The sequence below is a fragment of the Qipengyuania marisflavi genome, from assembly GCF_005884405.1.
GTDB lineage: Bacteria > Pseudomonadota > Alphaproteobacteria > Sphingomonadales > Sphingomonadaceae > Qipengyuania > Qipengyuania marisflavi.
Map to the genome: position 1 here is coordinate 448470 of NZ_VCAO01000002.1, position 23520 is coordinate 471989.

General features: G+C 59.9%; 23 protein-coding genes, 1 tRNA gene and 1 pseudogene. 12 read left to right on the top strand and 13 right to left on the bottom strand.

The genetic code is table 11. The features are described from left to right. Position 1: 1 nt before the first annotated feature. Entirely contained in the window at positions 2 to 1618 is a 1617-nt protein-coding gene (locus tag FEV51_RS06775) for a putative bifunctional diguanylate cyclase/phosphodiesterase (RefSeq protein WP_246034467.1), read from the bottom strand. Between the two features lie 259 nt (positions 1619 to 1877). Between FEV51_RS06775 and FEV51_RS06780 the strand changes: the two genes are divergently transcribed. Then, positions 1878 to 2288, top strand: coding sequence for an EVE domain-containing protein (locus FEV51_RS06780; RefSeq protein WP_138617193.1), 411 nt, complete (start codon positions 1878 to 1880; stop codon positions 2286 to 2288). 123 nt (positions 2289 to 2411) lie between these two features. After that, positions 2412 to 2594, top strand: a complete 183-nt coding sequence (locus FEV51_RS06785; RefSeq protein ID WP_138617195.1) for a CsbD family protein — start codon at positions 2412 to 2414, stop codon at positions 2592 to 2594. A 52-nt stretch (positions 2595 to 2646) separates the two neighbouring features. On the opposite strand, the gene FEV51_RS06790 is transcribed toward FEV51_RS06785, so the two are convergent. Further along, a complete protein-coding gene (locus FEV51_RS06790; protein ID WP_138617197.1) occupies positions 2647 to 4308 on the bottom strand; it encodes a thiamine pyrophosphate-binding protein in 1662 nt (553 codons plus the stop codon). Between the two features lie 149 nt (positions 4309 to 4457). Between FEV51_RS06790 and FEV51_RS06795 the strand changes: the two genes are divergently transcribed. After that, positions 4458 to 4652, top strand: coding sequence for a hypothetical protein (locus FEV51_RS06795; protein WP_138617199.1), 195 nt, complete (start codon positions 4458 to 4460; stop codon positions 4650 to 4652). Here the strand turns inward: FEV51_RS06795 and FEV51_RS06800 are convergent. Further along, positions 4649 to 5968, bottom strand: a complete 1320-nt coding sequence (locus tag FEV51_RS06800) for an MFS transporter (protein WP_138617201.1) — start codon at positions 5966 to 5968, stop codon at positions 4649 to 4651. The genes FEV51_RS06795 and FEV51_RS06800 overlap by 4 nt on opposite strands. A 112-nt stretch (positions 5969 to 6080) precedes the next feature. Here FEV51_RS06800 and pgsA point away from each other — a divergent pair, with 112 nt between their 5' ends. Next, on the top strand, positions 6081 to 6674 hold the full coding sequence (pgsA, locus tag FEV51_RS06805; protein ID WP_138617203.1) for a CDP-diacylglycerol--glycerol-3-phosphate 3-phosphatidyltransferase: 594 nt from the start codon (positions 6081 to 6083) through the stop codon (positions 6672 to 6674). Between the two features lie 2 nt (positions 6675 to 6676). Here the strand turns inward: pgsA and FEV51_RS06810 are convergent, their stop codons facing one another. From FEV51_RS06810 to rnd, 6 genes are all read right to left on the bottom strand, one after another. Then, positions 6677 to 8158 carry an oligosaccharide flippase family protein gene (locus FEV51_RS06810; RefSeq protein ID WP_138617205.1) on the bottom strand — a complete coding sequence of 494 codons (1482 nt, stop codon included), beginning with the start codon at positions 8156 to 8158 and terminating at the stop codon, positions 6677 to 6679. Continuing rightward, complete coding sequence (locus FEV51_RS06815; RefSeq protein WP_138617207.1) at positions 8158 to 9366, bottom strand: carboxylate--amine ligase; 1209 nt, start codon at positions 9364 to 9366, stop codon at positions 8158 to 8160. The genes FEV51_RS06810 and FEV51_RS06815 overlap by 1 nt, the downstream gene beginning before the upstream one ends. After that, a complete protein-coding gene (locus FEV51_RS06820) occupies positions 9367 to 10239 on the bottom strand; it encodes a Vgb family protein (RefSeq protein ID WP_138617208.1) in 873 nt (290 codons plus the stop codon). It abuts the gene before it with no gap. Beyond that, positions 10236 to 11027, bottom strand: coding sequence for a phosphatase PAP2 family protein (locus FEV51_RS06825; RefSeq protein WP_138617210.1), 792 nt, complete (start codon positions 11025 to 11027; stop codon positions 10236 to 10238). Before FEV51_RS06825 ends, FEV51_RS06820 begins: the two co-directional genes overlap by 4 nt. A 71-nt stretch (positions 11028 to 11098) precedes the next feature. After that, on the bottom strand, positions 11099 to 11995 hold the full coding sequence (locus tag FEV51_RS06830; protein ID WP_138617212.1) for a hydrogen peroxide-inducible genes activator: 897 nt from the start codon (positions 11993 to 11995) through the stop codon (positions 11099 to 11101). Further along, positions 11992 to 13194 carry a ribonuclease D gene (rnd, locus tag FEV51_RS06835; protein ID WP_138617214.1) on the bottom strand — a complete coding sequence of 401 codons (1203 nt, stop codon included), beginning with the start codon at positions 13192 to 13194 and terminating at the stop codon, positions 11992 to 11994. Before rnd ends, FEV51_RS06830 begins: the two co-directional genes overlap by 4 nt. A gap of 154 nt (positions 13195 to 13348) precedes the next feature. Between rnd and aspS the strand changes: the two genes are divergently transcribed. After that, positions 13349 to 15166 carry an aspartate--tRNA ligase gene (gene aspS / locus FEV51_RS06840; protein WP_138617216.1) on the top strand — a complete coding sequence of 606 codons (1818 nt, stop codon included), beginning with the start codon at positions 13349 to 13351 and terminating at the stop codon, positions 15164 to 15166. A 59-nt stretch (positions 15167 to 15225) separates the two neighbouring features. Here the strand turns inward: aspS and FEV51_RS06845 are convergent, their stop codons facing one another. Both FEV51_RS06845 and FEV51_RS06850 read right to left on the bottom strand, forming a co-directional pair. Continuing rightward, positions 15226 to 15657 (bottom strand): ferritin-like domain-containing protein, encoded by a 432-nt coding sequence (locus FEV51_RS06845; RefSeq protein ID WP_138617218.1) that lies wholly within the window; start codon positions 15655 to 15657, stop codon positions 15226 to 15228. Between the two features lie 110 nt (positions 15658 to 15767). Then, complete coding sequence (locus FEV51_RS06850; protein WP_222927438.1) at positions 15768 to 17744, bottom strand: serine hydrolase domain-containing protein; 1977 nt, start codon at positions 17742 to 17744, stop codon at positions 15768 to 15770. Positions 17745 to 17890: 146 nt separating this feature from the next. Between FEV51_RS06850 and FEV51_RS06855 the strand changes: the two genes are divergently transcribed. The 7 genes and pseudogenes from FEV51_RS06855 to FEV51_RS06880 all read left to right on the top strand — a co-directional run bounded on the left by FEV51_RS06855 (position 17891) and on the right by FEV51_RS06880 (position 22556). Continuing rightward, positions 17891 to 18127 carry an acyl carrier protein gene (locus FEV51_RS06855; RefSeq protein WP_006834437.1) on the top strand — a complete coding sequence of 79 codons (237 nt, stop codon included), beginning with the start codon at positions 17891 to 17893 and terminating at the stop codon, positions 18125 to 18127. A gap of 96 nt (positions 18128 to 18223) precedes the next feature. After that, on the top strand, positions 18224 to 19483 hold the full coding sequence (fabF, locus tag FEV51_RS06860) for a beta-ketoacyl-ACP synthase II (protein ID WP_138617220.1): 1260 nt from the start codon (positions 18224 to 18226) through the stop codon (positions 19481 to 19483). Position 19484: 1 nt separating this feature from the next. Beyond that, positions 19485 to 20456, top strand: a complete 972-nt coding sequence (mltG, locus tag FEV51_RS06865) for an endolytic transglycosylase MltG (RefSeq protein WP_246034468.1) — start codon at positions 19485 to 19487, stop codon at positions 20454 to 20456. Continuing rightward, positions 20453 to 20971, top strand: a complete 519-nt coding sequence (locus FEV51_RS06870; RefSeq protein ID WP_246034469.1) for a 2'-5' RNA ligase family protein — start codon at positions 20453 to 20455, stop codon at positions 20969 to 20971. The genes mltG and FEV51_RS06870 overlap by 4 nt, the downstream gene beginning before the upstream one ends. 72 nt (positions 20972 to 21043) lie before the next feature. Next, a tRNA-Met gene (locus FEV51_RS06875) sits at positions 21044 to 21120 on the top strand. Positions 21121 to 21374: 254 nt separating this feature from the next. Beyond that, a pseudogene (locus FEV51_RS13440) lies at positions 21375 to 21497 on the top strand (hypothetical protein); the annotation flags it as partial. Positions 21498 to 21521: 24 nt separating this feature from the next. Continuing rightward, positions 21522 to 22556 (top strand): tyrosine-type recombinase/integrase, encoded by a 1035-nt coding sequence (locus tag FEV51_RS06880; protein WP_246034470.1) that lies wholly within the window; start codon positions 21522 to 21524, stop codon positions 22554 to 22556. A 7-nt stretch (positions 22557 to 22563) separates the two neighbouring features. Here FEV51_RS06880 and FEV51_RS13255 read toward each other — a convergent pair whose 3' ends face one another. Together FEV51_RS13255 and FEV51_RS06890 are read right to left on the bottom strand one after the other, a co-directional pair. Beyond that, a complete protein-coding gene (locus FEV51_RS13255; RefSeq protein WP_337442414.1) occupies positions 22564 to 22788 on the bottom strand; it encodes a DUF5818 domain-containing protein in 225 nt (74 codons plus the stop codon). After that, the gene (locus tag FEV51_RS06890) at positions 22764 to 23348 is read right to left on the bottom strand and encodes a lytic transglycosylase domain-containing protein (protein WP_138617313.1); all 585 of its coding nucleotides are present in this window, start codon (positions 23346 to 23348) and stop codon (positions 22764 to 22766) included. The genes FEV51_RS13255 and FEV51_RS06890 overlap by 25 nt, the downstream gene beginning before the upstream one ends. Between the last annotated feature and the right edge of the window lie 172 nt (positions 23349 to 23520).

The window sequence follows — 23520 nt, forward strand, 5'->3', positions numbered from 1 at the left end:
ATCAGCTGACTTTGGAATTGCCGCCTTTGGCGCTGGTTTTGGACGGCGGAGCGAATTCCAGCACCTTGCCATCACCATTGGAGCTGTCCGCCAGCATCCCTGCGGTCTTCAGCCGTTCCAGCACCATATCGGCGGGCTCAGGACGGCCATAATGATAGCCCTGACCCTTCATCGATCCCATTTTCTTGAGCGCTTCGAGCACTTCGGCGTTTTCGATACCTTCGGCAGTAATCGGCAGTTTCAGCCCGTCGCTCATCGAAATGATTGCATCGACCAGCTTGGTACCGTGATCTTCCTCACGCATTTCGTGGATGAAGCTGCGGTCGATCTTAAGCCGGTCAAACGGCAGGCTGCGCAGCTGTGACAGGCTGGAATAACCCGTACCGAAATCATCCAGACTGATGTGCACTCCCTGATTGCGCAGTGACGTGATCATCGACCGCACCATGCCCAGATTTTCGTGCAGGCAGCTTTCGGTAATCTCGATATCCAGCCGGTTGGGCGGGAAATTGTGCTGCACCATCAACTTCAGGATTTTCTGCGCGAACCACGGATCACGCATCTGCACTGGCGAGATGTTGACTGACAGGGTCAGATCCTGATCCCAGTTTTTGGCATCTTCAAAGGCCTGCGCCATCAGCCGTTCGGACATCTCGCTGATAACGCCAATTTCCTCGGCAATGGGGATGAAGATATCGGGGCCAACCGTGCCCAGTTCTGGCGATTGCCAGCGGGCCAGCATTTCGAAACCGGTCAGCGTGCCGCTTTCCAGGTCGATCTGCTGCTCGTAAAACGGCACGAATTCACCGCGCGAAATGCCGCGGCGGATCCCGGCTTCCAGCTCATTGCGGAAGCGCAGTTCGTTCTCCATCGGCGCTTCGAACCAGTAGAAGCGGTTTTTGCCCTGTTTCTTGGCGTGATACATGGCGATATCCGCCTTGTGCATCAACTTTTGCGCCGAGGCAGCATCACGTACCGGGCCGTCAAGATGATGGTCGGCAGCAATCCCGATGGATAGCGTGATCTGGATTGGCGTGCCTTCAAATTCGACAGGTGCAGCGGCCATATCAATGATGCGGGTCGCGAACTGGTCGATGCGGTCTGGGACTTGCGAATGATAGGGCACCACGCAGGCGAATTCGTCGCCGCCAAGCCGTGCCAGCAATCCGCCTTCCGGCAAGAGGCGCTGCATCCGGGCCGCTGTGGTGCGCAAAACCGCATCACCGGCAAGATGTCCGTTGAGATCATTGATCTGCTTGAAGTTATCGAGGTCGATGACGAGCGCGGCGAAGGCGCGTTCCTTGCCGTCAACATTGGCGAGAATCGTGCCGAGAGCTTTGGTGAAGCTGCGGCGGTTGGCGCAGCCGGTCAGATGGTCGATGTCCGCCAGACGGCGCGCCTCCACTTCGGAAACGCGGCGCTCTTTCAATTCCTTGTTGAGCAATTTGTAACGCTGCCAGCCAAAAAGGATCAGCGCGATATTGAGGAGCAGTGCATTGGTCAGAGCCATGTCGGGAATCGGACCACTGCCGGACCATGCGCGCACTATTCCGGGCAGGACCAGACCGGCTGTACCGATAAACAGGATGATCGCTGCCAGGGCGATACCCAGGGTCACGAAATCGTGGCCATGCGGCTCGCGCAGAGCGGCCGACGCATCGTCATTTTTCCGCCGAAATGGATTAAGCCTCGCGGACAATTACGCCCCCTGATGGTGTTGCACTTGGCATCACGTATCAAGATGGGGGTAAGAAACGGTTAAAGAACCACAGCAAATTTGCTCCGTAAAAACCCGCAAGTCGCGGGGTGGCACACACCGGGCAGCGCGGCTATCGAACAGCTTCACAATTTCGACCCATTGCAGGAGTGTCTTCCACATGGCCCGTTACTGGCTGATGAAATCCGAACCCAACGCTTACAGCTGGGATGATCTTGTGGCTGAGGGCGAGGGGATTTGGGATGGCGTGCGCAACCACCGCGCCAAGAACAACCTCGCCGCGATGGAAGTGGGCGATCAGGTTTTTTTTTACCACTCCAACATCGGCAAGGAGATTGTCGGAATTGCCGAGGTGAGCGAAGCCGGGTTGCTGGACCCCACCGACCCGGAGGGCAAATGGGCAGCGGTCAAGGTGAAGCCGAAGACCAAGCTCCCGAATCCGGTGACTTTAAAAGCCGTGAAAGCCGAACCGCTTCTGGCGGAAACAGAATTGGTGAAATTGTCGCGTTTATCTGTTGCTGAGGTGCAGCCGGATGAGTGGTCGACTATCCTCTCTATGGCAGGAATCTGACGGATTTTGCTGTTGGCCGCTAAAAAAAGTCGTACTGGCGCTAAGGCCGGAACATCTATGGCCAGGTCGGCGTTATGATCCTGTAACCACGCGATATTCGCAAGGTGTATAAGGAACGAAATCATGGGTGAATTCACCGAAAAGGTTAAGGGCAACGCCAACGAAGCTGCCGGTAATGTCAAGCAGGCCGTGGGCGAAGCAACCAACAACAAATCTCTCGACGCCAAGGGCAAGGCTCAAGAGCGCAAGGGCGAAGCCCAGCAGCTCAAGGGTGAAGTTGAAGGCAAGATGGGCAACGACATCTAATCGTTGTGCATGAGGAACAAAAAGGCCGTCCTTCGGGGCGGCCTTTTTCGTATCAGCGTTTGCGCAGGGCGCTCACACTGATGCCACTTGCCGCAAGCTGTTCGATATTGATCAGGCAATGGATCAGCCGCAGTCCGCTGTGACCCTTGGCATCCACCAGAGCCTTTTTGAACTGCGCGGTGGTCTCGGCGCGTGCCGACCATCCACCATATGCATCGGCCAGTGCGGCGAAATCGGGATTGGCGAGGCGTGTACCGCTGACCCGGCCGGGAAATTCACGCTCCTGATGCATTCTGATCGTGCCATAGGCCGAATTGTCCACCACGATCACGATCAAATTCGCATCATGTTGCACCGCAGTCGCCAGTTCCTGACCATTCATCAGGAAATCGCCGTCTCCGGCCACTGCCACCACTGTGCGGTCTGGGAAACGCAGCGCGGCTGCGACTGCCGCAGGAACGCCGTAACCCATCGCGCCGCAGGTCGGTGCCAGCTGTGACGGAAAACCCGCATAGCGCCAGTAGCGGTGCCACCAGCCAGCGAAATTGCCCGCTCCGTTACAGATGATCGTATCGGCGGGCAGAGTGTCACGCATGAAGGTGACCGCTTGTCCCATGTCGAGCGTGTGGTCGGCGGGATGCGCAGTAGCCCAGCTTTCCCATTCCGCATGGGCCTGAGCCCCGGCATCGAAGCTGAGGACCGTGTCGTCATCCCACAGGGCTGCGCTTTCGGCGAATTCGCCCATATCGGCACAGATGGCCAGATCGGCGGCATAGACGCGGTTGAGCTCTTCGGGGTCGGGATGGATGTGAACCAGCTTGCGATCCGCATCCGACAGCGGCGGGACGGTATAGCCATCGGTAGTGGCTTCCCCCAGCCGCGCACCCACTGCCAGTATCAGATCGGCATTTTTGACCCGCTCGACCAGCTTGGGGTTCGTGCCATAGCCCAAATTCCCGGCATAGACCTGCGATGTCGGCGCAATGGCATCCTGTCGGCGGAAGGCGGTGGCGACGGGAATGCCCAGCCGCTCGGCAAACAGCTGGAAATGTTCGCGGGCCTTGGCGCTCCATCCGGCACCGCCGATAATGGCGACCGGGCTGGCAGCATCACCCAGCATCGCCATCATGGCCTGCATCGCGTCGGGGCAGGGGGCCTGTGCGGGCCGCTCCATCCGCGCGCGTGGCTGCGCCTCGGTGGCGCGGCTCAACATATCTTCGGGCAGCGCCAGCACGACCGGGCCGGGGCGGCCCGAAATCGCCGTGGCATAGGCGCGGGCGATATATTCGGGGATGCGGTCAGCATCGTCGATCCGCGCGGCCCATTTGCAGATCGGTCCGAAGAAGGCGGCGAAATCGACCTCTTGAAACCCTTCACGGTCGCGCATTCCCGAATCGACATCGCCCACGAACAGGATCATCGGCTGCGAATCCTGCATCGCGACATGGACCCCGATGCTGGCATTTGTTGCGCCCGGTCCGCGCGTTACGAAGGCCACGCCGGGCCGTTCTGTCATCGCGCCATCGGCGCAGGCCATAAAGGCAACGCCGCCTTCCTGACGGCAGGTCACGACTTCGACTGTATCCTGCTGGCCCAGTGCATCGAGGACCTGGAGGAAGCTTTCCCCCGGCACGGTGAAGACACGGTCGCAGCCTTGTTCGATCAGGCAGTCGACGAGGAGGCGGGCGGCGGCAGGGGTCTGGGTCGTTTTCATGGTCTGCGCGGTTAGCGTGCGCGCGGCACAGGTGCAATCGGCTGCGTGAGGCCGATGAATTATCCCCAGCATGCCGTCAGCCTGTCCCGATTTGCAACAAATGCCATTTTGCGGCTACGCAATACTTAAGATCGGGTTAACAGGAAGCCATGAGACGGTCCTTAGTCCTCACCAGAGAACACGCCCGCCACCCCTTCCGGGTGAGCCTTCCCCATCGCCGCGAATCGTTTGCTGATCTGCCGCAGGGGTTTGATACCAGCTGGCGGCTGACCGCAGCCGATGTGCGCGGTGTGGCGACGACCTATTTCGCCACGGTCGCAGCGGCGCTGGCGTTTATTATCTAAACCGCAGGCTGCTGCACGGCGTCGCGTTCTGCCAACAGCAGTCGCTTGGCCAGCCACGACGAGATCAGGCACATCGCCGCGCTCATCAACAATTGCTCGGTAATTCCCACGCCTGCCGCGCTCAGACCGATAGCCAGCAGCGAGCCGCCGACCATTGCCCCAGAATTGACGATATTGTTCGCCGCGATGGTGCGCGATGCCTTGTCAGGCGCGGCCCGTGTGGTGAGAAACGCATAGAGCGGCACCACGAACATCCCGCCCGATACCGCGATGCCCAGCAAGGACAGCAGGATCAGGCTGGCCATCGGCCAAGCGATAAACTCTGCCATACTCAGCAATTGCGTCGGCTGGTCGGTCTGCCAGATGCGGCACACCACGTAAAATGCGACCACAAACACACCCATGACGATCACCGACATGGGGGCATAGCGCGCCGACACCGTGCCTTTGAGCAAAGCGTTCACCGAGACCGATCCAATCGCGACGCCGACTGAGAATACGACCAGGAACAGGCTGGCGACTTCCTTGCTGGCCATCAGAACGTTCTTTGCCAGCGGCGGGAACTGGATGAACAGCACCGCACCGATGGTCCAGAAGAAGCTGATCGCCAGAATTGCGTAATAGACCTCGCGATTGTGCATGGTCTCGCGGATCAGGTTCCGTGACGCGCGCAGGATATGCCAGTCGAGCGGTTCGACCATGCCCTGCGCCGGGGCGGGCGGGATTTGCAGGCTGACCAGCCAGCCTAGCACTGCTGTGATGATGATCCCCACGGCCGCTGCTTCCACCGGGATCCACCCGGCCAGAATCGTGCCAGCGAGAATGGCGATATAGGTGCCGGCTTCGACCCAGCCTGTGCCTGCCAACACTTCATCCTTATGCAGGTGCTGCGGCAGGATGGCGTATTTTATCGGGCCGAAGAATGTGGAATGGACGCCCATTGCGAACAGCGCGGCCAGCAGCAGCGGAATCGCAAATTGATCCACCGCGATGCCTTTCCACGCCATCACCAGCCCGGCAGCGCCGACTATCATGATCAGAATTTCGCAGAATTTGACGATGCGGATGATCCGCGCCTTGTCGCGCATATCGGCCAATTGCCCGGCCAGTGCGGACAACAGGAAGAACGGCAGGATAAACAATCCCGAGGCCAGCGCGCTAAAGCTCGCCTCTGCCTGTTCGGAATTATAGACGCTGTAGACAACGAACAGCACCATTGCGTTCTTGTACAGATTGTCATTGAACGCATTGAACAGCTGGGTGACGAAGAGCGGCGCAAAACGCCGGGTCTTCAGGAGATGTGTTGTAGTTGTCATGACCCCCCCGGGAGTTAACCTCTCGCTGCCTCACGTGTAGAGGCATCGCCGTGGCGGACAAGGGGCAAGCAGTGGCTTTTGCCAAGCGCAAGGACGCGCTAGGGGGGCTGGGATGTTGACGCTGCCCAATATCCTGACGCTTTCGCGCATTGTCGCGATCCCGCTGCTCGCCTTCCTGCTATGGTGGCCGGGGTGGGAAGCGGGCTATCTGATGGCGTTCGTCTTGTACTGCCTGATGGCCATCACCGATTATTTCGACGGCTATCTGGCGCGGTCGAGCGGCGCGGTATCGCGGCTGGGCATTTTTCTCGATCCGATTGCTGACAAGATCATGGTTGCGGCGGTGATTCTGGTGCTGGCGGCGCAGAATGTGTTGCGCGGTCCCTATGTGGGTGATGCACACGTTATCGCGGGCCTGATCATCCTGATGCGCGAGATCGCAGTCTCGGGTCTGCGCGAATTTTTGGGTGGCTTGCAGGTTTCGGTACCCGTGTCGCAGCTGGCGAAATGGAAGACCACCTTTCAACTGGTGTCGCTGGGTTCACTGATTCTGGGACAGGGCCTGCCGCGCTGGACCGTTATGCTTGGCAATCTGGAGGCAAATGTGCCGCATACGGTTGGCCTGGTGACTCTGTGGGCCGCCGCAGTGCTGACTTTGCTGACGGGCTGGGATTACCTGCGCGTTGGCCTAAAGCACATGGATTGAGTTCAGCGGCCGCGAGCCACGGCTCTGCGGGCGACTCTGAACAGCTCACCCTCTGCCGAGGCAGGGCGGCCCGAGACCAGCCACAACACCAGCAGTACCGCGAAATACGCTGCCGCTCCGATTGCGCCCTTGGCGCTGAGTTCAGCCAGGGGCGATGCCGCCAGACGCGGGAGAGCGATGACGAGCCCATACATCGCTGACGCCGCAGCAAATGGCCGGATAATCGCGATGGCGAGGTGCCTGAGTGAATGGCGCGCGAAGTGCGACAGAGCAGCCACGGCGATTACCAGTAGGACAATCGAGCTGGCTAAACCGGCATAGGCGATGTCGAGCGGCGACCCGCCGCGCTGCGCAACCACCGCCACGGCAGCACCAAGAATTGCCACACCGCCGACGCTGAGCAGCGCAGAGGCACGCTCCAGCCCGCCTGCCTGCAAGGACGAAGCGATCAGCTTGTAAACTGCGATCAGCGCGCTGCCGATGGCGATGGGGGCCACAAGCGATGCCGCTGCCCCCCATTTGCTGCCCAAGAATACGGCTATGAAACTGGTCGACACAGCGGCGAGGCCAAGGCCCATAGGCGCGGCCATCATGGCATATCCGCCCAGCGCCGTGGCCAGCCGCGCACCTTGCTCATGAAAAGCGCCGCTGCGGGTGGTCTGCACAAAGGTGACGCGGTTGAGCGCCGTTGCGATTTCCTGCGTAAGGATGCTGGAGAGGTCTTTGCTGACGGCAAAGGCACCGACACTGGCGGTATCGGCGGTTCGGCCCACCACAATCCGCTCGACCTGAGAATAGATGACCTGCGCCGCCACTCCCAGAAATATCCAAAGCGACACACCCAGCAGTTCTGCCCGCCGCGCCAGCGACCAGCGCGGGCGGAACGGCTGCATGATGTAAGACGCGACCATCAGGCACAGCGATTGTACAATCATCCCGATAACCAGCGCCCAATAGGACCGCATCGTTACAGCCAGCGCCACCGTGACGATGAACGACACGATTCGGGCGGTGGCCCGCATTTTCAGATCGCGCCCGAAATCCAGTTGCCGGTCAAATTCGACAATCCCGATATTGGTCAGCCCCAGCATCACATAACGCGCCGACAGGGCGTAGATCACCGGCTCGACCCGTGGTTCGCCATAGAACTGCGCAGCAGGCCCGGCGATAGCGAACAACACCAGCGCCAGCAGTGCAAAGACGATCAACTGGATCGTCCATGCAGTGTCGAGATAGCTGCGTTCCGGATCGTCCATCCGCAGCAAAGCCTGCCGGAGGCCCAGAAACGAGAATATCTCGACCATCGCCACCGCAGTCATGGCCAGCCCGACCACACCGAAATCTGCGGGATCAAGCAGCCGCGCCAGGATGAAAACCGAGACGAGCCCAATTGCGCGCAGGCTCCACGTCAACGCCACTGCCAGCGCGGCGCCGCGATAGAGTTCACGCTTGCCGCGCGGGGCGTTGGTCGGCTCGTCCGGCATTATGTGCGCCCCGCGCTGCGGCCTGTCCCGTGATCAAACAACCGCCTTAGCACTTGGCGGCGTTCGGTATAGAATGGTGCCGGGTCGTCTTCAGCCCAGCTGTCAAAGCCGCGCTTGCGTGCAAGCTTTGCGACATACCCTGTCAGCCGCGAAAATGCTTCTGCACGTTCGGAGATACCACGAGCGGAATGCCAGGTTCCGGACAGGGCATCGAATTCTCCCCACACAGAAAATTTCTCCAACCCAGCGGGATAGTCGGTGCGCTTTGCAGGGGTGGGGCCTCCGCAAAGCATGGCGTGTAGCGTTGCAGGATAATCCGCGCCCGCATCAAGGGCCAGGTGCAGCGAACCCCAGAAACGCGGGTTCACCTCAAGCAGATAGGTCTCGCGACCATCGTGTGTGCAGCGAAATTCGAACATTGCCACGCCGGTATAATCCGTCTTCGCGATCAATTTGCCCACGCTGTCCAGCAATTGCGGGTCGAGGCGTTCCGAGATCCGCCAGCTGCTGGGTCCGGTGCGGTGTTCCTGCCGCAAGCGGCGGTGCTGGAACGCCTGCAGCGCTGCGCCATCCTTCGCCACAACCGACACGCCACGGCAAAAACCCGGCACATAGCTTTCCGCCAGCAGATCGCCGCCCTGATCCAGCCGCTGCTGTAACTTGGCCGCGTCTTCAAACAGTCCCACGGTCGCCTTTTGTGTGCTGTCTCCGGGCGCATAGGATCGCACCGTTTTTATGATCAACGGGAGGCCCAGCTCGCCTGCCAGCGTTGCGGCGTCGTCCCCGGCGATGACCGGACGCCCGCCTGTAACCGGCACCCCGCATTCCTGCGCAGCTCGACGGGTGGCGTCTTTGTTGGCCAGCAGGGCGAGCGCGTGATGCGAAGGGATCGCGAGCCGCTGCTCACCCAGTTGCGCGCGGTGGGCGTCGAGCTGGGCCAAGGCGCTGTCGCTGGTCGGTATCAACAGGGCGTAATCATGCTGGCGAAGCAACTCCGCAATCCGCGCCGCCCATACCGAGCCGTCACCCACATATGAAGGTATCTCGTGATGCGCCTCCAGATAGCGCGATTGTCCTGCAGGTATCGCGGCATCGCAACCAGCGGCGTGGATCCGCACTCCGGCTCTCCCGAGCGAGCGCACCGTGCCCAGAAACGCATTGGTGTCGCAGCCAAAGATCAGCACTGGCGCGGCTGGGTTCGGGGTCATTTAACGTTTGCTCGCCGCAGTTGGTGAAAGCGCCACGATATAGCCTTCGCCCGCTGACAAATCCGATTGGATCGATATGAAAATACGCCCATTCGGAGCGGCGGCAATACCATTGATATTGGCAAAATCGGCGAGGAACAGCGCCACTGTCTCAGGCTCACCATCCTGTTCCATTCGGTAGAGTCGGCCATTCGAACTGTCGGTGATCCACAAGGTGCTGCCATGCAGGGCGATGGATTCAGGCGAAAGGTCGCTGGGCAACATGATTTCGCGCCGCGCCTCTCCAGCGGTGAAGCGGTACAGATGATCGGTGCGGTTATCGGCCACGAACAGCGAGCCATCGGGCGCACGCACCATGCTTTCAGGCTTGCTCATGCGCGCGGCGATTAGCTCTTCGCTCACCCCGTTTTCACTGACATGGAAAACCCGGCCAGAGGCGCCGTCACCTACGTCGACGCCGCCCGCTGGATCGACCGCGATGCCCTCGCTTTCGCTCATTCCCTCCGACCCCGCAACACGCTCGGCACCGCGCGGTGTAACGCGCCACAGGCCGCCTGCCGAATCGTCAGTGAAATAGAGCGTGCCATCGGCTGACAGCCGCAGATCTTCTGGAGAGATGATGCCAGAGCTCTTGTCTGCCAGCGTGGTGAGCACCGCCCCCTCCAGCTTGCGGATCGCGGACCCGCCCTCATCGGCGATGTAGAGCACGCCGTCCGCCCAGAGCAGGCCATCGGGTGAGGTGATGCCATCGGAATTGTCGGCGATAATCGCGACTGAAAAGCTGTTATCATACAGCACGATGGCTGCCTCATCACCGCGCCCGCCGCACGCCGCCAGCATGGCCGCCATCAGGATCGGGACAAGCCGTCTCATCGCCCCAATATCCCGCTAGCCAATTCAGCAAGCCGCTGCAGCGTGCCCATCGCGCTGGCCACTTCGGCCAGCAGCAGGAACAGCAGCGCCTGTGTCCATCCCGGACATTTCTCCGCCCAAACCTGCACAGCCGCTACAGGCCCCACCAGAACCGTGCGACCGGCCAGCAAAACCGCAGCCAGCACTGCCAGCCCGGCCAGCGCCCCAGCCGCCATATCGGACGGCCAGTGCATCCCAGTCGCCACGCGCGGCAGCATGATGCCAAACACCCCCCAGCCAAGCGCCACCAGCCCCGCAGTACGCATCGCCAGAAATATCCCTGCGGCAAATGCAGCGAACAGCGCGGCATGATCGCTGGGAAAGGAGGCAAGATCATTCGGCGCGACCGTTCCGCCCTTCGCACCACGTGTCAGCCCGGCCGCCAGGCCAGTTTCCGGCGCTGTGTATGCCACTTGCGACAATGGGCGAAGCGCACCGCTTTCAAGCACGATAGTCCGTTCGGATTGCACCAAGGGACGCGGTGACAGCCCGCCTTGCGACGATACCAGTTTCATCACCGGCGCGATCAGGAACAGCGCCGCCAGCGTCAGCAGCAATGTCGCCCGCCGCTTTGCCAAAGTCTCGGCATCGGCGCGGTACCACCATGCGAACAGGAAACACGCCGCAATCGGTCCGCCTTTGACCAGCGGATTCTCCATCGCCAGCGCCATCAGCGCATCAAGCGTGAAACTGCGCCCGGCAATCTGATTGGCCGCTTCGAACAGCGTGATATCTATGTCCGCGATCATCGCCAGCGCATATACTACGCAGCGGTCGGGAACAGCCTGTTCAAGAAAGTGTCTCGAAACCGGCCATTACGCTAACCCGCTCTCAGTTCCTCGGCGAGCAGTTCGAAATCGTCGCGGCGCGGCGAATTTTTGCGCCATATCAGTGCGATTTCGCGGAATGCGTGTTTGCTTTTGAGAGGGCGGGCGACGACCTCTGTGCCATTAAGAATACCCGCATCAACTGCCATTTTCGGCAGCATCGTCAGGCCCAGCCCATTGTCGACCATCTGCACCAGCGTGTGCAGCGAGGTCCCGATCATGGTTGCGCTGGCGCGCAGTTCGGGGCGGTCGCACGCGGCGAGTGCGTGGTCTTTCAGGCAATGGCCATCTTCGAGCAGCAGCAGCCGCCCTTCGTCGATCATGCTGGGCGGGACCATGGCGGGCGGATCGCGCGGATCGTTTTTGGGGAAGGCGACATACAGCTCGTCCTGCGCGATATGCGCCTGCTCAACCTCGCCAGTGGCGAAGGGCAGGGCCAGCAGCACGCAATCGACGCGGCCATGCTGAAGCGATTCGACCGCATCCTGACTGGTCTCTTCGCGCAGGAACAGCTCCAGATCGGGCCGCTCGCGGCGCAGGCGCGGCAGGAAGCGGGGCAGCATAAATGGCGCGATGGTGGGGATCACGCTCATGCGCAATTGCCCGGCCAGCGGCTTGCCCGATGCCTGAACCAGGTCGGACAGCTCCTCTGCCTCACGGAGGATACGGTGCGCCTTGGCCACCACCTGATTGCCCAGAGCAGTGAAGCGCACGACCCGGCGACTGCGTTCGACCAGTGTCACACCCAGCAGCGATTCAAGCTCGCGGATGCCGGAGGACAAAGTCGATTGCGATACGAAGCTGGCCTCTGCCGCGCGCCCGAAATGTCCGTGCTCGTGCAAGGCGACGAGATATTGCAATTGCTTGAGCGTCGGGAGGTAGGTGCTCACTGAGCGTCCTGCCCCTCCGCCATGTCAGCGGTCATATCTTCGACCAGCGTCATGTGCAGGCGGCCATTCTTGACCGCAAACGCCAGCTTGCCTTCGACCAGATCGAGCGCGTCGCGGCCAAAAACCTCATAGCGCCAGCCTTCGAGAATTGGCAGCTTGCGCATGCCTGCTGCCAATGCTTCCATCTCGTCAGAACGGGTCAGCAGACGTGAGGCAACATCGATTTCACGGCTGCGAATCTTGAGCAGCAGCTTGAGCAGATCGGCAACCAAAGCGCCTTCCTTGCCCAGCGGTGCGCCGCGCTTCTGCTTTTCGGGCATTTCGTCTGCGGGCAGCGGCTCGGCCTTTTCAAGCACTTTCATAAGACGCTTGCCGATGTCATTGTCTTTCCAGGCATTTGACAGGCCGCGTACCTTGATCAGATCGGCCTGCTGCTTGGGCGGATGGCTGGCAATATCGGCCAGAGTTTCATCGCGCATAATGCGGCCGCGGGGGATGTTCTTGTGCTGCGCCTCTGACTCGCGCCACGCGGCAAGGCCCTTGAGTCGTCCGAGGACAGTCGCATTGCGACCGGGCGAGCGGATGCGGTGCCATGCAGTGCCTGCATCATTCGCGTAGTTGGACGGGTCCGCGAGCTTTTCCATCTCCGCATTCAGCCAGCCGCCGCGATCGGTCTTGATCAGCTTGTTCAGGATCTTGGGAAAGATCACTGACAGATGGGTGACATCGCCAATGGCATATTCAATCTGCCGTTCGGTCAGCGGACGGCGGCCCCAATCGGTAAAGCGCGCACCCTTGTCCACGGTGAAGCCCAGCCAGCTTTCAACCAGATTGGCATAACCGATCTGTTCGGACTGACTGATCGCCATCATCGCGATCTGTGTGTCGAAGATTGGATGCGGCGTTTTGCCGGTGAAGTTATAGACGATTTCGACGTCCTGACCGCCCGCGTGGAAGACCTTGAGCACGTCTTCATTGTCGCACATCAAATCCCACAGCGGGGTCAGATCGATCCCGTTCGCCAGCGGATCGATTGCCGCGGCTTCTTCCTCATTGGCGATCTGCACCAGGCACAGTTCAGGCCAATAGGTGTTTTCGCGCATGAATTCGGTATCGACAGTGACGAAATCGCTTTTCGCCAGACGCTCGCACAATTCAGTGAGCGCTTCGGTGGTGGTAATCAGGTCATGAATTTTCATAGGTTCTTTTCTTTGTCACGGGCGGAGTACCGCCCTCGGCCCGTCCCGCCACCTTGACAAAATGGCGGGCTTGCCCTGTTAGCGCGCACAATCCGCAAGGGAGTCCGCGCGCCGCGCCCCTAGCGCCATAGCTCCAAAATTGGAAAGAAATTAGATGCACGCCTATCGTACCCACAATTGCGCACAGTTGACGCAGGACGCTGTCGGCGAAACCGTCCGTCTGTCGGGCTGGGTCCACAAGAAGCGCGACCACGGTGGCGTATTGTTCGTCGATCTGCGCGATCATTACGGCATTACGCAGATTGTGGCCGATGAAGACAGCCCGGCATTGCCCGTGCTGGAAAAGCTGAAGCTGGAATCGGTGGTGACCATTGATGGCGGCGTGAAGGCCCGCGACGCGGTGGCAGTAAACCCGAACCTGCCGACCGGCGAGATCGAGGTTTTTGCCCGTTCGGTTACAGTCCAGAGCCGCGCGGAAGACCTGCCGCTGATCGTTAATTCGGCAGAAGATTATCCTGAGGAAACGCGCCTCAAATATCGCTTCATCGATCTGCGCCGTGAACGCGTCCACGCCAACATCATGTTGCGTAACCGCGTGATCACCAGCCTGCGCGGGCGAATGATCGATCAGGGCTTTACCGAGTTCCAAACCCCGATCCTGGGCGCTTCCAGCCCCGAGGGCGCGCGCGATTATCTGGTGCCCAGCCGCCTGCATCCGGGCCGCTTCTACGCGCTGCCGCAGGCGCCGCAGATGTTCAAGCAACTGTTGATGGTGGCCGGGTTCGACCGCTATTTCCAGATTGCGCCCTGTTTCCGCGACGAGGACCTTCGCGCCGACCGCAGCCCCGAATTCTATCAGCTCGATTTTGAAATGAGCTTCGTCACGCAGGAAGATGTGTTCAACACCATCGAACCCGTGCTGGCCGGTGTGTTCGAAGAATTTGCGGGCGACAAAAGCGTCACCCCGGCGGGCGAGTTCCCGCGCATCCCCTATGCCGAAGCGATCCTGAAATATGGCACCGACAAGCCCGATCTGCGCAACCCGGTCCTGATTTCGGATGTCGGCGCGCATTTCGAGAAGTCGGGCTTTGGCTTGTTCGAAAAGATCGTGGGCGGCGGCGGAACCGTACGCGCAATTCCGGCACCGGGGACCAATGAGAAGAGCCGCAAGTTTTTTGATGAAATGAATGACTGGGCGCGCAAGGAAGGCTTTGCAGGGCTTGGCTATGTGACCCGCAAAAGCGGCGAGTTCGGCGGCCCGATCGCCAAAAACCACGGCACCGAAGGCATGGAGAAGCTCTATGCCGAACTGGGGCTGGGCGAAAATGACGGCCTGTTCTTTGCGGCGGGCAAGGAAAAGGATGCGGCCCGGCTGGCCGGTGCTGCACGCACCCGTGTCGGCGAGACGCTGGGCCTGATCGAGGAGGGCGCATTCAAGTTCTGCTGGATCGTCGATTTCCCGATGTTCGAATATGACGAAGACCTCAAAAAGGTCGATTTCAGCCACAATCCGTTCTCGATGCCGCAGGGCGAGATGGAGGCGCTGGAGACCAAGGACCCGCTCGATATTCTGGCTTGGCAGTATGACATTGTATGCAATGGCTATGAACTGTCCAGCGGTGCGATCCGGAATCACCGCCCTGACATAATGTACAAGGCATTCGAAGTCGCAGGCTATTCCAAGGAAGAGGTCGATGCGAACTTCAGCGGTATGATCGAAGCGTTCAAGCTGGGCGCTCCGCCGCATGGCGGTTCGGCGCCGGGTATCGACCGGATCGTGATGCTGCTGGCCGACGAGCCGAACATTCGCGAGGTTATCGCCTTCCCGCTGAACCAGCGGGCGCAGGATCTGATGATGGGCGCGCCCTCGGCAGTCAGCCCGGCGCAGCTGCGCGATGTACACATCCGCCTGACCGAACAGCCCAAGGCTGATCCGGCAGAGCAGGTGCGAACCGACAACATCGGCGAATGACATGAAAAAGGGCGCGGAGCCGAAACTCCGCGCCCTTGTTTTTGGACTAGGCGGTAAGCTTAGTCGTACTGCTTTTCGATCATGTTGCCGAACTTTTCGCCTTCGCAAATCTCGGCATAACACTGCTGGATCACGGCGCGATCCTGCGGGTCGAGATCGTCATTCTTCAGGGCGGCATCGAACTTGCCCTTGATGTAATCTTCGCCTTCTTCGACGCGTTCGGCAGCGGCTTCGTCGCCGTTTTCGAACATGTCGGTAATCTCGGTCCAGATGCGATGCAGGCCGCCCGCAGCGGTGCCCTTGGTTACGAGCTCTTCACCGCGGCGTTGCAATTCTGCATTCAGCGTGCCGAGCGTGGCTTCACGCTTCTGCAAACGCTCGTTCAGCGCCTGCTTGAGCTGTGGGCTGTTCGCCTTCTCAGCAGCCTTACGATAGCCGTCGACCGAATCGTGGGTCGTGTCGGTGAGAGTTTTGAGGATGGTGCTGGTCATGTGGATGCTTCCCTTTGAAATTGGATTACACCAGACTAACGCAGCATTCAGCGAGAAGGTCCGGGCTTTTATGGCCCGGACCTCTCTAATCGTCGCAAACAGGCGTCGTTTCAGCCATCGCTTTCAACAAACACATATTCATGCTGTGAATCGTCGAGCGTCAGAGTGCGCTTTCCGTCCTGTTCGCCGATCAGCAGGATGAATCCTGCCAGACCGGGGCTGGTGAAAAAGACCGAGCTTGTGCCATCGTCATTCGCCCGCGTGCCGACCTTTGACCGCCCCGAAGTCATGTGCAGCCACGTTTCACCATCAATTTGCATGACATGAACCGGCCCGAGATCGGGGTTGCTGTAATGCGGCGCCAATGCGGTCAGCACGGCTGGGTCGCCTGCTTCAACCACCCCCTCGCGGCCCTTGGCACGGCCCTGAGCACCCAGAGAGACGATAGCCTCTACGTTTTCCTCTGCCTCCGGTTTGCCGTCATAGAGCACCTCCATCAGCTTGCGCTGGAAAGGGCCAAGCAGAGCCTGTCCCTCGTCGGAATTGGTGAGCAGCACAGCGCCCACACCAGCTTCGGGAATGAACCAGAAGTTGCTCTTGTAGCCCAGCAGGCTGCCGCCGTGGAAAAACACCGGGACCCCGGTCGAGCGGCTTTCCATCAGACCCATGCCGTACCAGGCGTCCTCGCCAATCGCGACATTGTGTTCGCGGCGCTTGAGCAGGTTTTCAGCGGAAAACAGCTGTGTGCCATCTGCCGCCTTGCCTTCCCGCAATTCGTTGAGCGCATAAAGCGCCATGTCATGCGCGGTCGACCATGCGCCGCCAGCCGGACGATAGGGGCGCACCACCGAATTCCACACCATTTCGATCGGTTGAACTTCTTCCCCAAAGCCGCGGGCGTGGGGCATGGCCCAATTGTCCGCCATCGCTTCAGAATAATCGAAGGTGGTCGCCTCCATGCCGAGCGGCACGAAGATGCGTTCATCCATCGCCTGATCGAACGCGGCGCCCAATTCCATATCGGGATGGATCAAATGCCCGCCAATATAGCCAGCGGCGCTTGCCATCAGATTGTTGTACTGGAACACTTCGCCAAAGCCGCTGGTGGGCTCGGTACCGGAAAGCAGGTCGAAGGTGTTGGATGCAGGCGTATCGCCGGAAGTGGCGACAACCATCTCCATATCCTTGCGCGGCAGGCCGGTACAGGCACAGACCAGATGTTCGACCAGCACCTTCGCAGTGGTTTCATCACTGCCCAGCCGGAACGCCGGGTACAGTTCAACTACGGGCTGATCCCAGCGCAGCTTTCCTTCATCGGCGAGCGAGGACAGCAGCAGCGTTGCCATGCCCTTGGTGTTTGATGCGACCATGAAGCTGGTGTTGGCATCCACAGGATCGTCACTGCCCAACGATTTCACGCCAAGGCCGCCTTCGTAAACAATGCGGTCATTATCGACCAGGGCGAGGCCGACGCCCGGTATTTTCAGCTGGGCCATCGATTGCGACACGAATTCGCGCAGCTCGGCGATGCGTTCTGGCGTCAATTCATGCGCGGTTTTGCCGGCGAAGCTTTCCTTCTCGAAATTGGCCGGACTGAGTGAACCGAAGGCCTGCCCAAGCTGTGCCCCGCGCTTGGCAATGGTCGCCAAGGCGCCGCGCACCAGCATCACGGTCCAGTCGTCACCTTTGCGCAGCGCAATACCTTGCAGCACCAATTTCTCGGCGGGCGAGGTTTCGTAGCCGGCAACAGTGATCTGGTCCCAACCGTCGCGTGCAGGCGGTTCTTGCGCCAGTTCAATCTCGCGCACGAAGTCCGGGTCGAATTTTTGCCAGCCCATTGTAATCGCGTCGCTGCCGTCCGCTGCCTGATCGATCCCGATCACGGCGACAGTGGCGTCACCTTCTGGCGCGGTGAATACCAGCATGCCATCGCGTCGGTCCGTGCTCCATCCCGGAGGGGCGACCATCGTGGCCCCGGTGCCGGTGTCGAGCGTCCCGGCTTCGGCGGCGACGGGCTCCTGCGCGTGAAGGGCCACCGGCGCACTTGCCAGAGCGATTGCCGAGGCGAACATTGTAAAGCGTTTCAAATTCCATCTCCCACTGTTATGCTTGAATACTACACCTGATTATCCATCCGTCAATTTACAAGTGGGGCTGTCTGGCCCTTGCGTTGGCCTCCGCCGTTCATTAGGGCGAAAGCCAATTTACTAACCCCCAGCGTAGAGGGAAGATTATGAGCGATACCGCCGACCGCGTGCAGAAGATTGTTGTCGAGCATCTTGGCGTCGAAGCCGACAAGGTTACCCAGGAAGCCAGCTTCATTGATGATCTGGGTGCTGACAGCCTCGATATTGTCGAGCTGGTGATGGCATTCGAAGAAGAATTTGGCGTCGAAATCCCCGATGATGCGGCGGAAAAGATCACCACCGTTGGTGATGCGACGAAATATATCGAAGAGCACAAGGGCTGATCATCAGCCTTGGACTTTCATTCCGCCGATAGGCGGGACCAGACAGGCCCGACCCGTTAGCGGGCCGGGCCTGTTGTCTTTTTTGCGGAGAATTTCATGCGTCGTGTGGTTGTTACCGGACTTGGCCTCGTCACTCCCCTTGGCTGCGATGTGGAAACCGTCTGGGCAAACCTGATTGCCAGCAAAAGCGGCGCAGGCCCTATCACGCGGTTCGATGCTTCGGACCAGAAATGCCAGATCGCCTGCGAGGTTAAGCCCAAGGATCATGAGTTCGGCTTCGATCCCGACAAGCGCGTTGACCACAAGGTCCAGCGGCAGGTCGACCCCTTCATCATCTACGGAATCGATGCAGCGGGTCAGGCGATTGAAGATGCCGGTCTGGAAGATATGGACGAGGCGCTCAAGCTGCGTACCGGAGTATCGATTGGCTCGGGCATCGGCGGATTACCGGGGATCGAACTGGAATCGATCAACCTTCACGAACGCGGCCCCGGCCGGGTCAGCCCGCATTTTGTCCACGGACGGCTGATAAATCTGATCAGCGGTCAGGTGTCGATCAAATATGGCCTGATGGGGCCGAACCACGCGGTGGTGACGGCGTGTTCAACCGGCGCGCATTCGATTGGTGATGCGGCCCGCATGATCAAGGATGACGATGCCGACATCATGCTGGCGGGCGGTGCCGAAGGTACTGTGAACCCGCTGGGCGTCGCCGGTTTTGCACAGGCGCGCGCGCTCAATATGAGCATGAATGACCGCCCGACCGAAGCCAGCCGCCCCTATGACAAGGACCGCGACGGCTTTGTTATGGGCGAGGGCGCGGGCGTGGTGGTGTTGGAGGAATACGAGCACGCCAAGGCGCGCGGCGCGAAGATCTATGCCGAGGTGGTCGGTTATGGCCTCTCTGGCGATGCCTATCACGTCACAGCACCGCATCCCGAAGGTAAGGGCGCGGAACTGTCGATGCGCATGGCACTTCGCAAGGCGGGGATCGAGCCGTCGGACATTGATTACATCAATGCCCACGGCACCTCGACCATGGCCGACACGATCGAACTCGCTGCTGCCAAGCGCGTGTTTGGCGACGATCTGAGCGGCGCATCGATGTCGAGCACCAAATCTGCCATCGGCCATCTGCTGGGCGGGGCTGGCGCGGTGGAGAGCATCTTCTGCATTCTGGCGCTGCGCGACCAGATCGTGCCTCCGACGCTCAATCTCGACAATCCGGACGAGGGCTGTGAAGGCGTCGACCTGGTGCCGCACACTGCTAAAAAGCGCGAAGTGCGGGCAGTGCTCAACAACAGCTTCGGCTTCGGCGGGACCAATGCCTCGCTGGTGATGAAGAAGGTCGACTGACGTGAGATTGCCGACCGGTCTGCTCGCCGCGGCCGCTGGTCTGGTCATCGCGCTGGCTGCGCTGTGGTTTGCAGGCGGCTGGTACGTGCCCAGCGATGTCGAGGAAGACACCAGCTTTATCGTGCCATCTGGCGCCACGCTGACCTCGGTCGCGCGCAAGCTGGAGGAAGAGCAGTTGATTGGCTCAGCCGACGGATTCCTGCTGCGCGCCAAGATATTGGGCGGCGGTGCACCAATCAAGGCGGGCGAGTTCATGCTCCCCGCAGGGGCCAGCCCATCGCGAATTCTCGACACCTTCCAAAGTGGAGAAGTTATCCGCCGCTTCGTCACTGTGCCCGAAGGGATGCCTTCGATCATGGTGTGGGAACGGATGATGGCCGAAGATCTGCTGACCGGGGAAATTCCGGTGCCGCAGGAAGGGTCCGTTCTGCCTGACAGCTATGATTTCGAACGCGGAGAAAGCCGCGCGGCTGTGCTGGCGCGGATGCAGGCGGCCATGCAGAACTTCCTCGCCGAGGCCTGGCCCAAGCGGGGGAAGGGCATCGCAGTCGACAACATCAAGGATGCGGTAATCCTCGCCTCCATTGTGGAGAAGGAAACCGGCGTCGCGCGCGAACGCAAAATGGTTGCGGGGTTGTATTCCAATCGTGTGCGCGACGGGATGTTGATCCAAGCCGATCCGACGATAATTTATCCGATTACCAAGGGCAAACCTCTTGGTCGCCGGATCAAGCAATCCGAAATCGCCGCGATCAATGATTACAACACCTATACGATGGTTGGCCTGCCCAAGGGTCCGATCACCAACCCAGGCCGCGAATCGATTGATGCCGTGCTGCATCCCGCCAAAACCGAAGCGCGCTATATGGTGGCCGATGGAACGGGCGGGCATGCCTTTGCCCAGACGTTGGATGAGCATAACAGCAACGTCGCCAAATGGTTCGCAATCCGGCGCAAGCGCGGCGAGATGTGAGCGAAGCGGGCGCGCCGCTGATCCTGACGGCAGAGCTGCCACCGGGGCTGCACCGCCGCTTTACTGCATTGCGAAGCGAACATTTTCCGCCCGAGCGCAATCATCTTGAAGCCCATGTCACTCTGTTCCACGCGCTGCCGCCGATGTGTGAGGGTGAGCTGCGCCGGCTGCTGGGACGGCTGACAGCTGCGATGGCTCCTGTTGGGGGCCGGATCGAAGGGATTATGCCGATGGGCAGCGGCACCGCTATCCGCCTCGCCAGCCATGATCTGCTGATGGTGCGCGGCGATGTGGCGGAGCATTTTCACGGCATGCTCACCGCGCAGGACAGCCACAATCCGCGGCTCCATGTCACGGTGCAGAACAAGGTTACGCCCGCGCAGGCCAAAGCGCTGCAAGCCTCTCTGGCACCGATAATCCTGCCCGAGCGGTTCAAATTTCCGGGTCTGGCACTGCACCGCTATCGCGGCGGGCCGTGGGAATTTGTGGCGCGCTGGCCTTTCCGTGGGAAATGAGTGTTGACCGGCTGCGGAGTGCAGCCTAAATGCGCCGCCTGCACCCGCCAAGGCGGCGGGTTTGCCCTTTGGGGCGGAGTAGCTCAGCCGGTTAGAGCAGCGGAATCATAATCCGCGTGTCGGGGGTTCGAGTCCCTCCTCCGCTACCACCTCCGCTACCAATCTCGAATCCGCATGGGTTCGCTTGCTTCCGCATACATCCGAAAAACTCAATTAAAACAGAATGATGTGAGTGATTCGCGTCCGCTTGCGTGCGCATGCATTCGCTTGAAGCCGGATTTGGTTTGGGGGTATTTTGGGGGTATTTTCCGGGGGTAGCGAAAAGGAGCGATACCCCCAATGTCCTTGAGTGAGATTCAGATCAAAAAAGCGAAGGCGGCTGAGCGTCCATACAAGCTTGCGGATGGGGAGGGATTATTCCTCCTCGTGCAAAAGAACGGCTCGGCGGCTGAAATACCGGTACCACGGGAAAGAGAAGCTGCTTTCTTTCGGTGCCTACCCCGAAGTCGGAATAGCGGCCGCAAGAGAACTCAAGAGAGCTGCCAAGGGTGTGCTGGCCGAAGGCAGGGACCCGATGGTTCACAAACCGGGTCGGGACTTCGAAGAGGCTAAGACCTTCAGGGCGATTGCCACCATGTGGCATGAGAACAGAGCAAGTAGTCTCAATCCCGCCCATGCGAAGCGCGTGTGGTCGCGGATGGAGCAGGACGTGCTTCCTGTCCTGGGCGAGCTCATGATACATGAGATAACCCCACCAGAAGTCCTGAAGGTCATTCGGAAGATCGAGGAGCGCGGCGCGCTCGACATCAGTCGACGGGCCAAGCAATGTATTGGTCAGGTATTCCAGTTCGCGATTGCCAGCGGACTTTGCGATTCCGATCCAACGGCGCATCTTCGGGGGGCTTTGAAACCACGTCCTCGGGTGAAGCATATGGCGAAGCTGCCTCTGGCACAGCTACCCGAACTCATCATGAAGATGGAGCGATACCAGGAAGAGGGTGAGAGACGATCCGAAATTACGCGGGCGGCATTGACCTTTGCTCTTCTTACATGGGTCCGGACAAAGGAACTCCGGTTCGCCAAGAAGCACGAGTTTGAAGATCTAGTCGGAGATTCACCAGTTTGGCGCATTGGCGCTGATCGGATGAAAATGGGCCGCGAGCATATCGTGCCATTGTCGCGACAAGCCGCTTCTCTTGCTCAAGATATGATCAGCAAGTCCGAAGGCGAATACGTCTTTCCAGGCCAGAAGCCCAAGATGCCGCTTTCCGAGAATACGATGATCTATGGTCTCTATCGGCTCGGTTACCACGGGCGACAAACTGTTCACGGCTTCAGGGGTCTGGCGAGCACCTGGGCGAATGAGCAGCTGGTCGAGGTCGGCGATCCACCGATGTGGATCCGCCGATATCATGAAGACTGGGTCGAACTGCAATTGGCACACAGCGAAGAGAACGAGGTTCGCGGGGCATACAATGCTGCCGAATATCTCGCTCCCCGTCGTGCAATGCTGCAGGATTGGGCAGACTTCCTCGATTCCATCGGCGGCAAAGCGCAAAACATTGCAGTTTTGAGAGCCGCGTGACCTGCTCCTAGGCGGGCACCTGCCCCAGCCATTCGACGCGAAGGCGGTCGAACCCGACAACGATACCCTCTGCGGTAACCTCAAATCCAAAGTCTTCGTTTGAGGGTTCGTAGTCTTCGAGAACCCAATGATCTCCGGCATCGGTTACAATTACAGCTCCCCGAGGAAGGTGCTCGAGCCGTCCGCTGATCCTTTTCCGATTCGTAGTCATATCGAACTGTATGCCATCCATCGGTCGATAACGCTCTTCACATATCCAGGTGTTTCCCGATTTTTCGGTATCCCGCCGGCTCGCGACACAGCGCCGGGTCCAGCATTGTATGCGGCCAGCGCGAGATGGATCGCACCGAAGCGCTCTAGCATCTGCTTCAGATACCGCGCGCCGCCATCGATGTTCTCAGCCGGATCGTGGCGATTGCGGACACCAAGTTCCCTTGCCGTTCCCGGCATGAGTTGAGCGAGCCCGGCTGCGCCAGCTGGACTGATCGCCATCGGGTTGAACCGCGATTCCTGCCAAATCAGGGCCTGAAGCAGTCGAGGCGGCAATTGGTATCGCGCTTCAGCTTGCCGGATGAGTGGCTCATACAAGGCTTCCTCGAAGCTTCTATCGATATAGGCCGCGCCGCCATCTGGCTTGCCCAAGTGGATTGCAGTCGGGTTGAAAGCGCGCCCTTTGTCGGTTGTAACCTGAACTGTGCCGAGGTCATGGTCGAAGACCTGAAACTCCTGCGCGTGCGCGGATCCCGAAATCGCAATCGCGAGCGCACCGCAACCGCAAGCCACCAGCGACATTCGCATTGAATTACCTTTCACCTTGCCTCCATCCGCAAGAGAACATAAATAGAACGCATGGGTGTAGGAAAACGTTTTTTGCAAGTTTATCCGAGAGAAGAGGGGTTCGTTTGGAGGGGGCAATTGTGAGGCGATGGAGCTGGTATGCCCGTTTCGAATTCAACCCTGTCAC

Coding starts and splice junctions, on each gene's coding strand:
- pgsA (WP_138617203.1), top strand. CDS start 6,081: ATGTTGACGCTGCCCAATATCCTGACGCTTTCGCGCATTGTCGCGATC.
- fabF (WP_138617220.1), top strand. CDS start 18,224: ATGCGTCGTGTGGTTGTTACCGGACTTGGCCTCGTCACTCCCCTTGGC.
- rnd (WP_138617214.1), bottom strand. CDS start 13,194: ATGAAAATTCATGACCTGATTACCACCACCGAAGCGCTCACTGAATTG.
- FEV51_RS06795 (WP_138617199.1), top strand. CDS start 4,458: ATGAGACGGTCCTTAGTCCTCACCAGAGAACACGCCCGCCACCCCTTC.
- FEV51_RS06800 (WP_138617201.1), bottom strand. CDS start 5,968: ATGACAACTACAACACATCTCCTGAAGACCCGGCGTTTTGCGCCGCTC.
- FEV51_RS06810 (WP_138617205.1), bottom strand. CDS start 8,158: ATGCCGGACGAGCCGACCAACGCCCCGCGCGGCAAGCGTGAACTCTAT.
- FEV51_RS06845 (WP_138617218.1), bottom strand. CDS start 15,657: ATGACCAGCACCATCCTCAAAACTCTCACCGACACGACCCACGATTCG.
- FEV51_RS06820 (WP_138617208.1), bottom strand. CDS start 10,239: ATGAGACGGCTTGTCCCGATCCTGATGGCGGCCATGCTGGCGGCGTGC.
- FEV51_RS06790 (WP_138617197.1), bottom strand. CDS start 4,308: ATGAAAACGACCCAGACCCCTGCCGCCGCCCGCCTCCTCGTCGACTGC.
- FEV51_RS06815 (WP_138617207.1), bottom strand. CDS start 9,366: ATGACCCCGAACCCAGCCGCGCCAGTGCTGATCTTTGGCTGCGACACC.
- FEV51_RS06855 (WP_006834437.1), top strand. CDS start 17,891: ATGAGCGATACCGCCGACCGCGTGCAGAAGATTGTTGTCGAGCATCTT.
- FEV51_RS06825 (WP_138617210.1), bottom strand. CDS start 11,027: ATGATCGCGGACATAGATATCACGCTGTTCGAAGCGGCCAATCAGATT.
- aspS (WP_138617216.1), top strand. CDS start 13,349: ATGCACGCCTATCGTACCCACAATTGCGCACAGTTGACGCAGGACGCT.
- FEV51_RS06890 (WP_138617313.1), bottom strand. CDS start 23,348: ATGTCGCTGGTGGCTTGCGGTTGCGGTGCGCTCGCGATTGCGATTTCG.
- FEV51_RS13255 (WP_337442414.1), bottom strand. CDS start 22,788: ATGGATGGCATACAGTTCGATATGACTACGAATCGGAAAAGGATCAGC.
- FEV51_RS06785 (WP_138617195.1), top strand. CDS start 2,412: ATGGGTGAATTCACCGAAAAGGTTAAGGGCAACGCCAACGAAGCTGCC.
- FEV51_RS06780 (WP_138617193.1), top strand. CDS start 1,878: ATGGCCCGTTACTGGCTGATGAAATCCGAACCCAACGCTTACAGCTGG.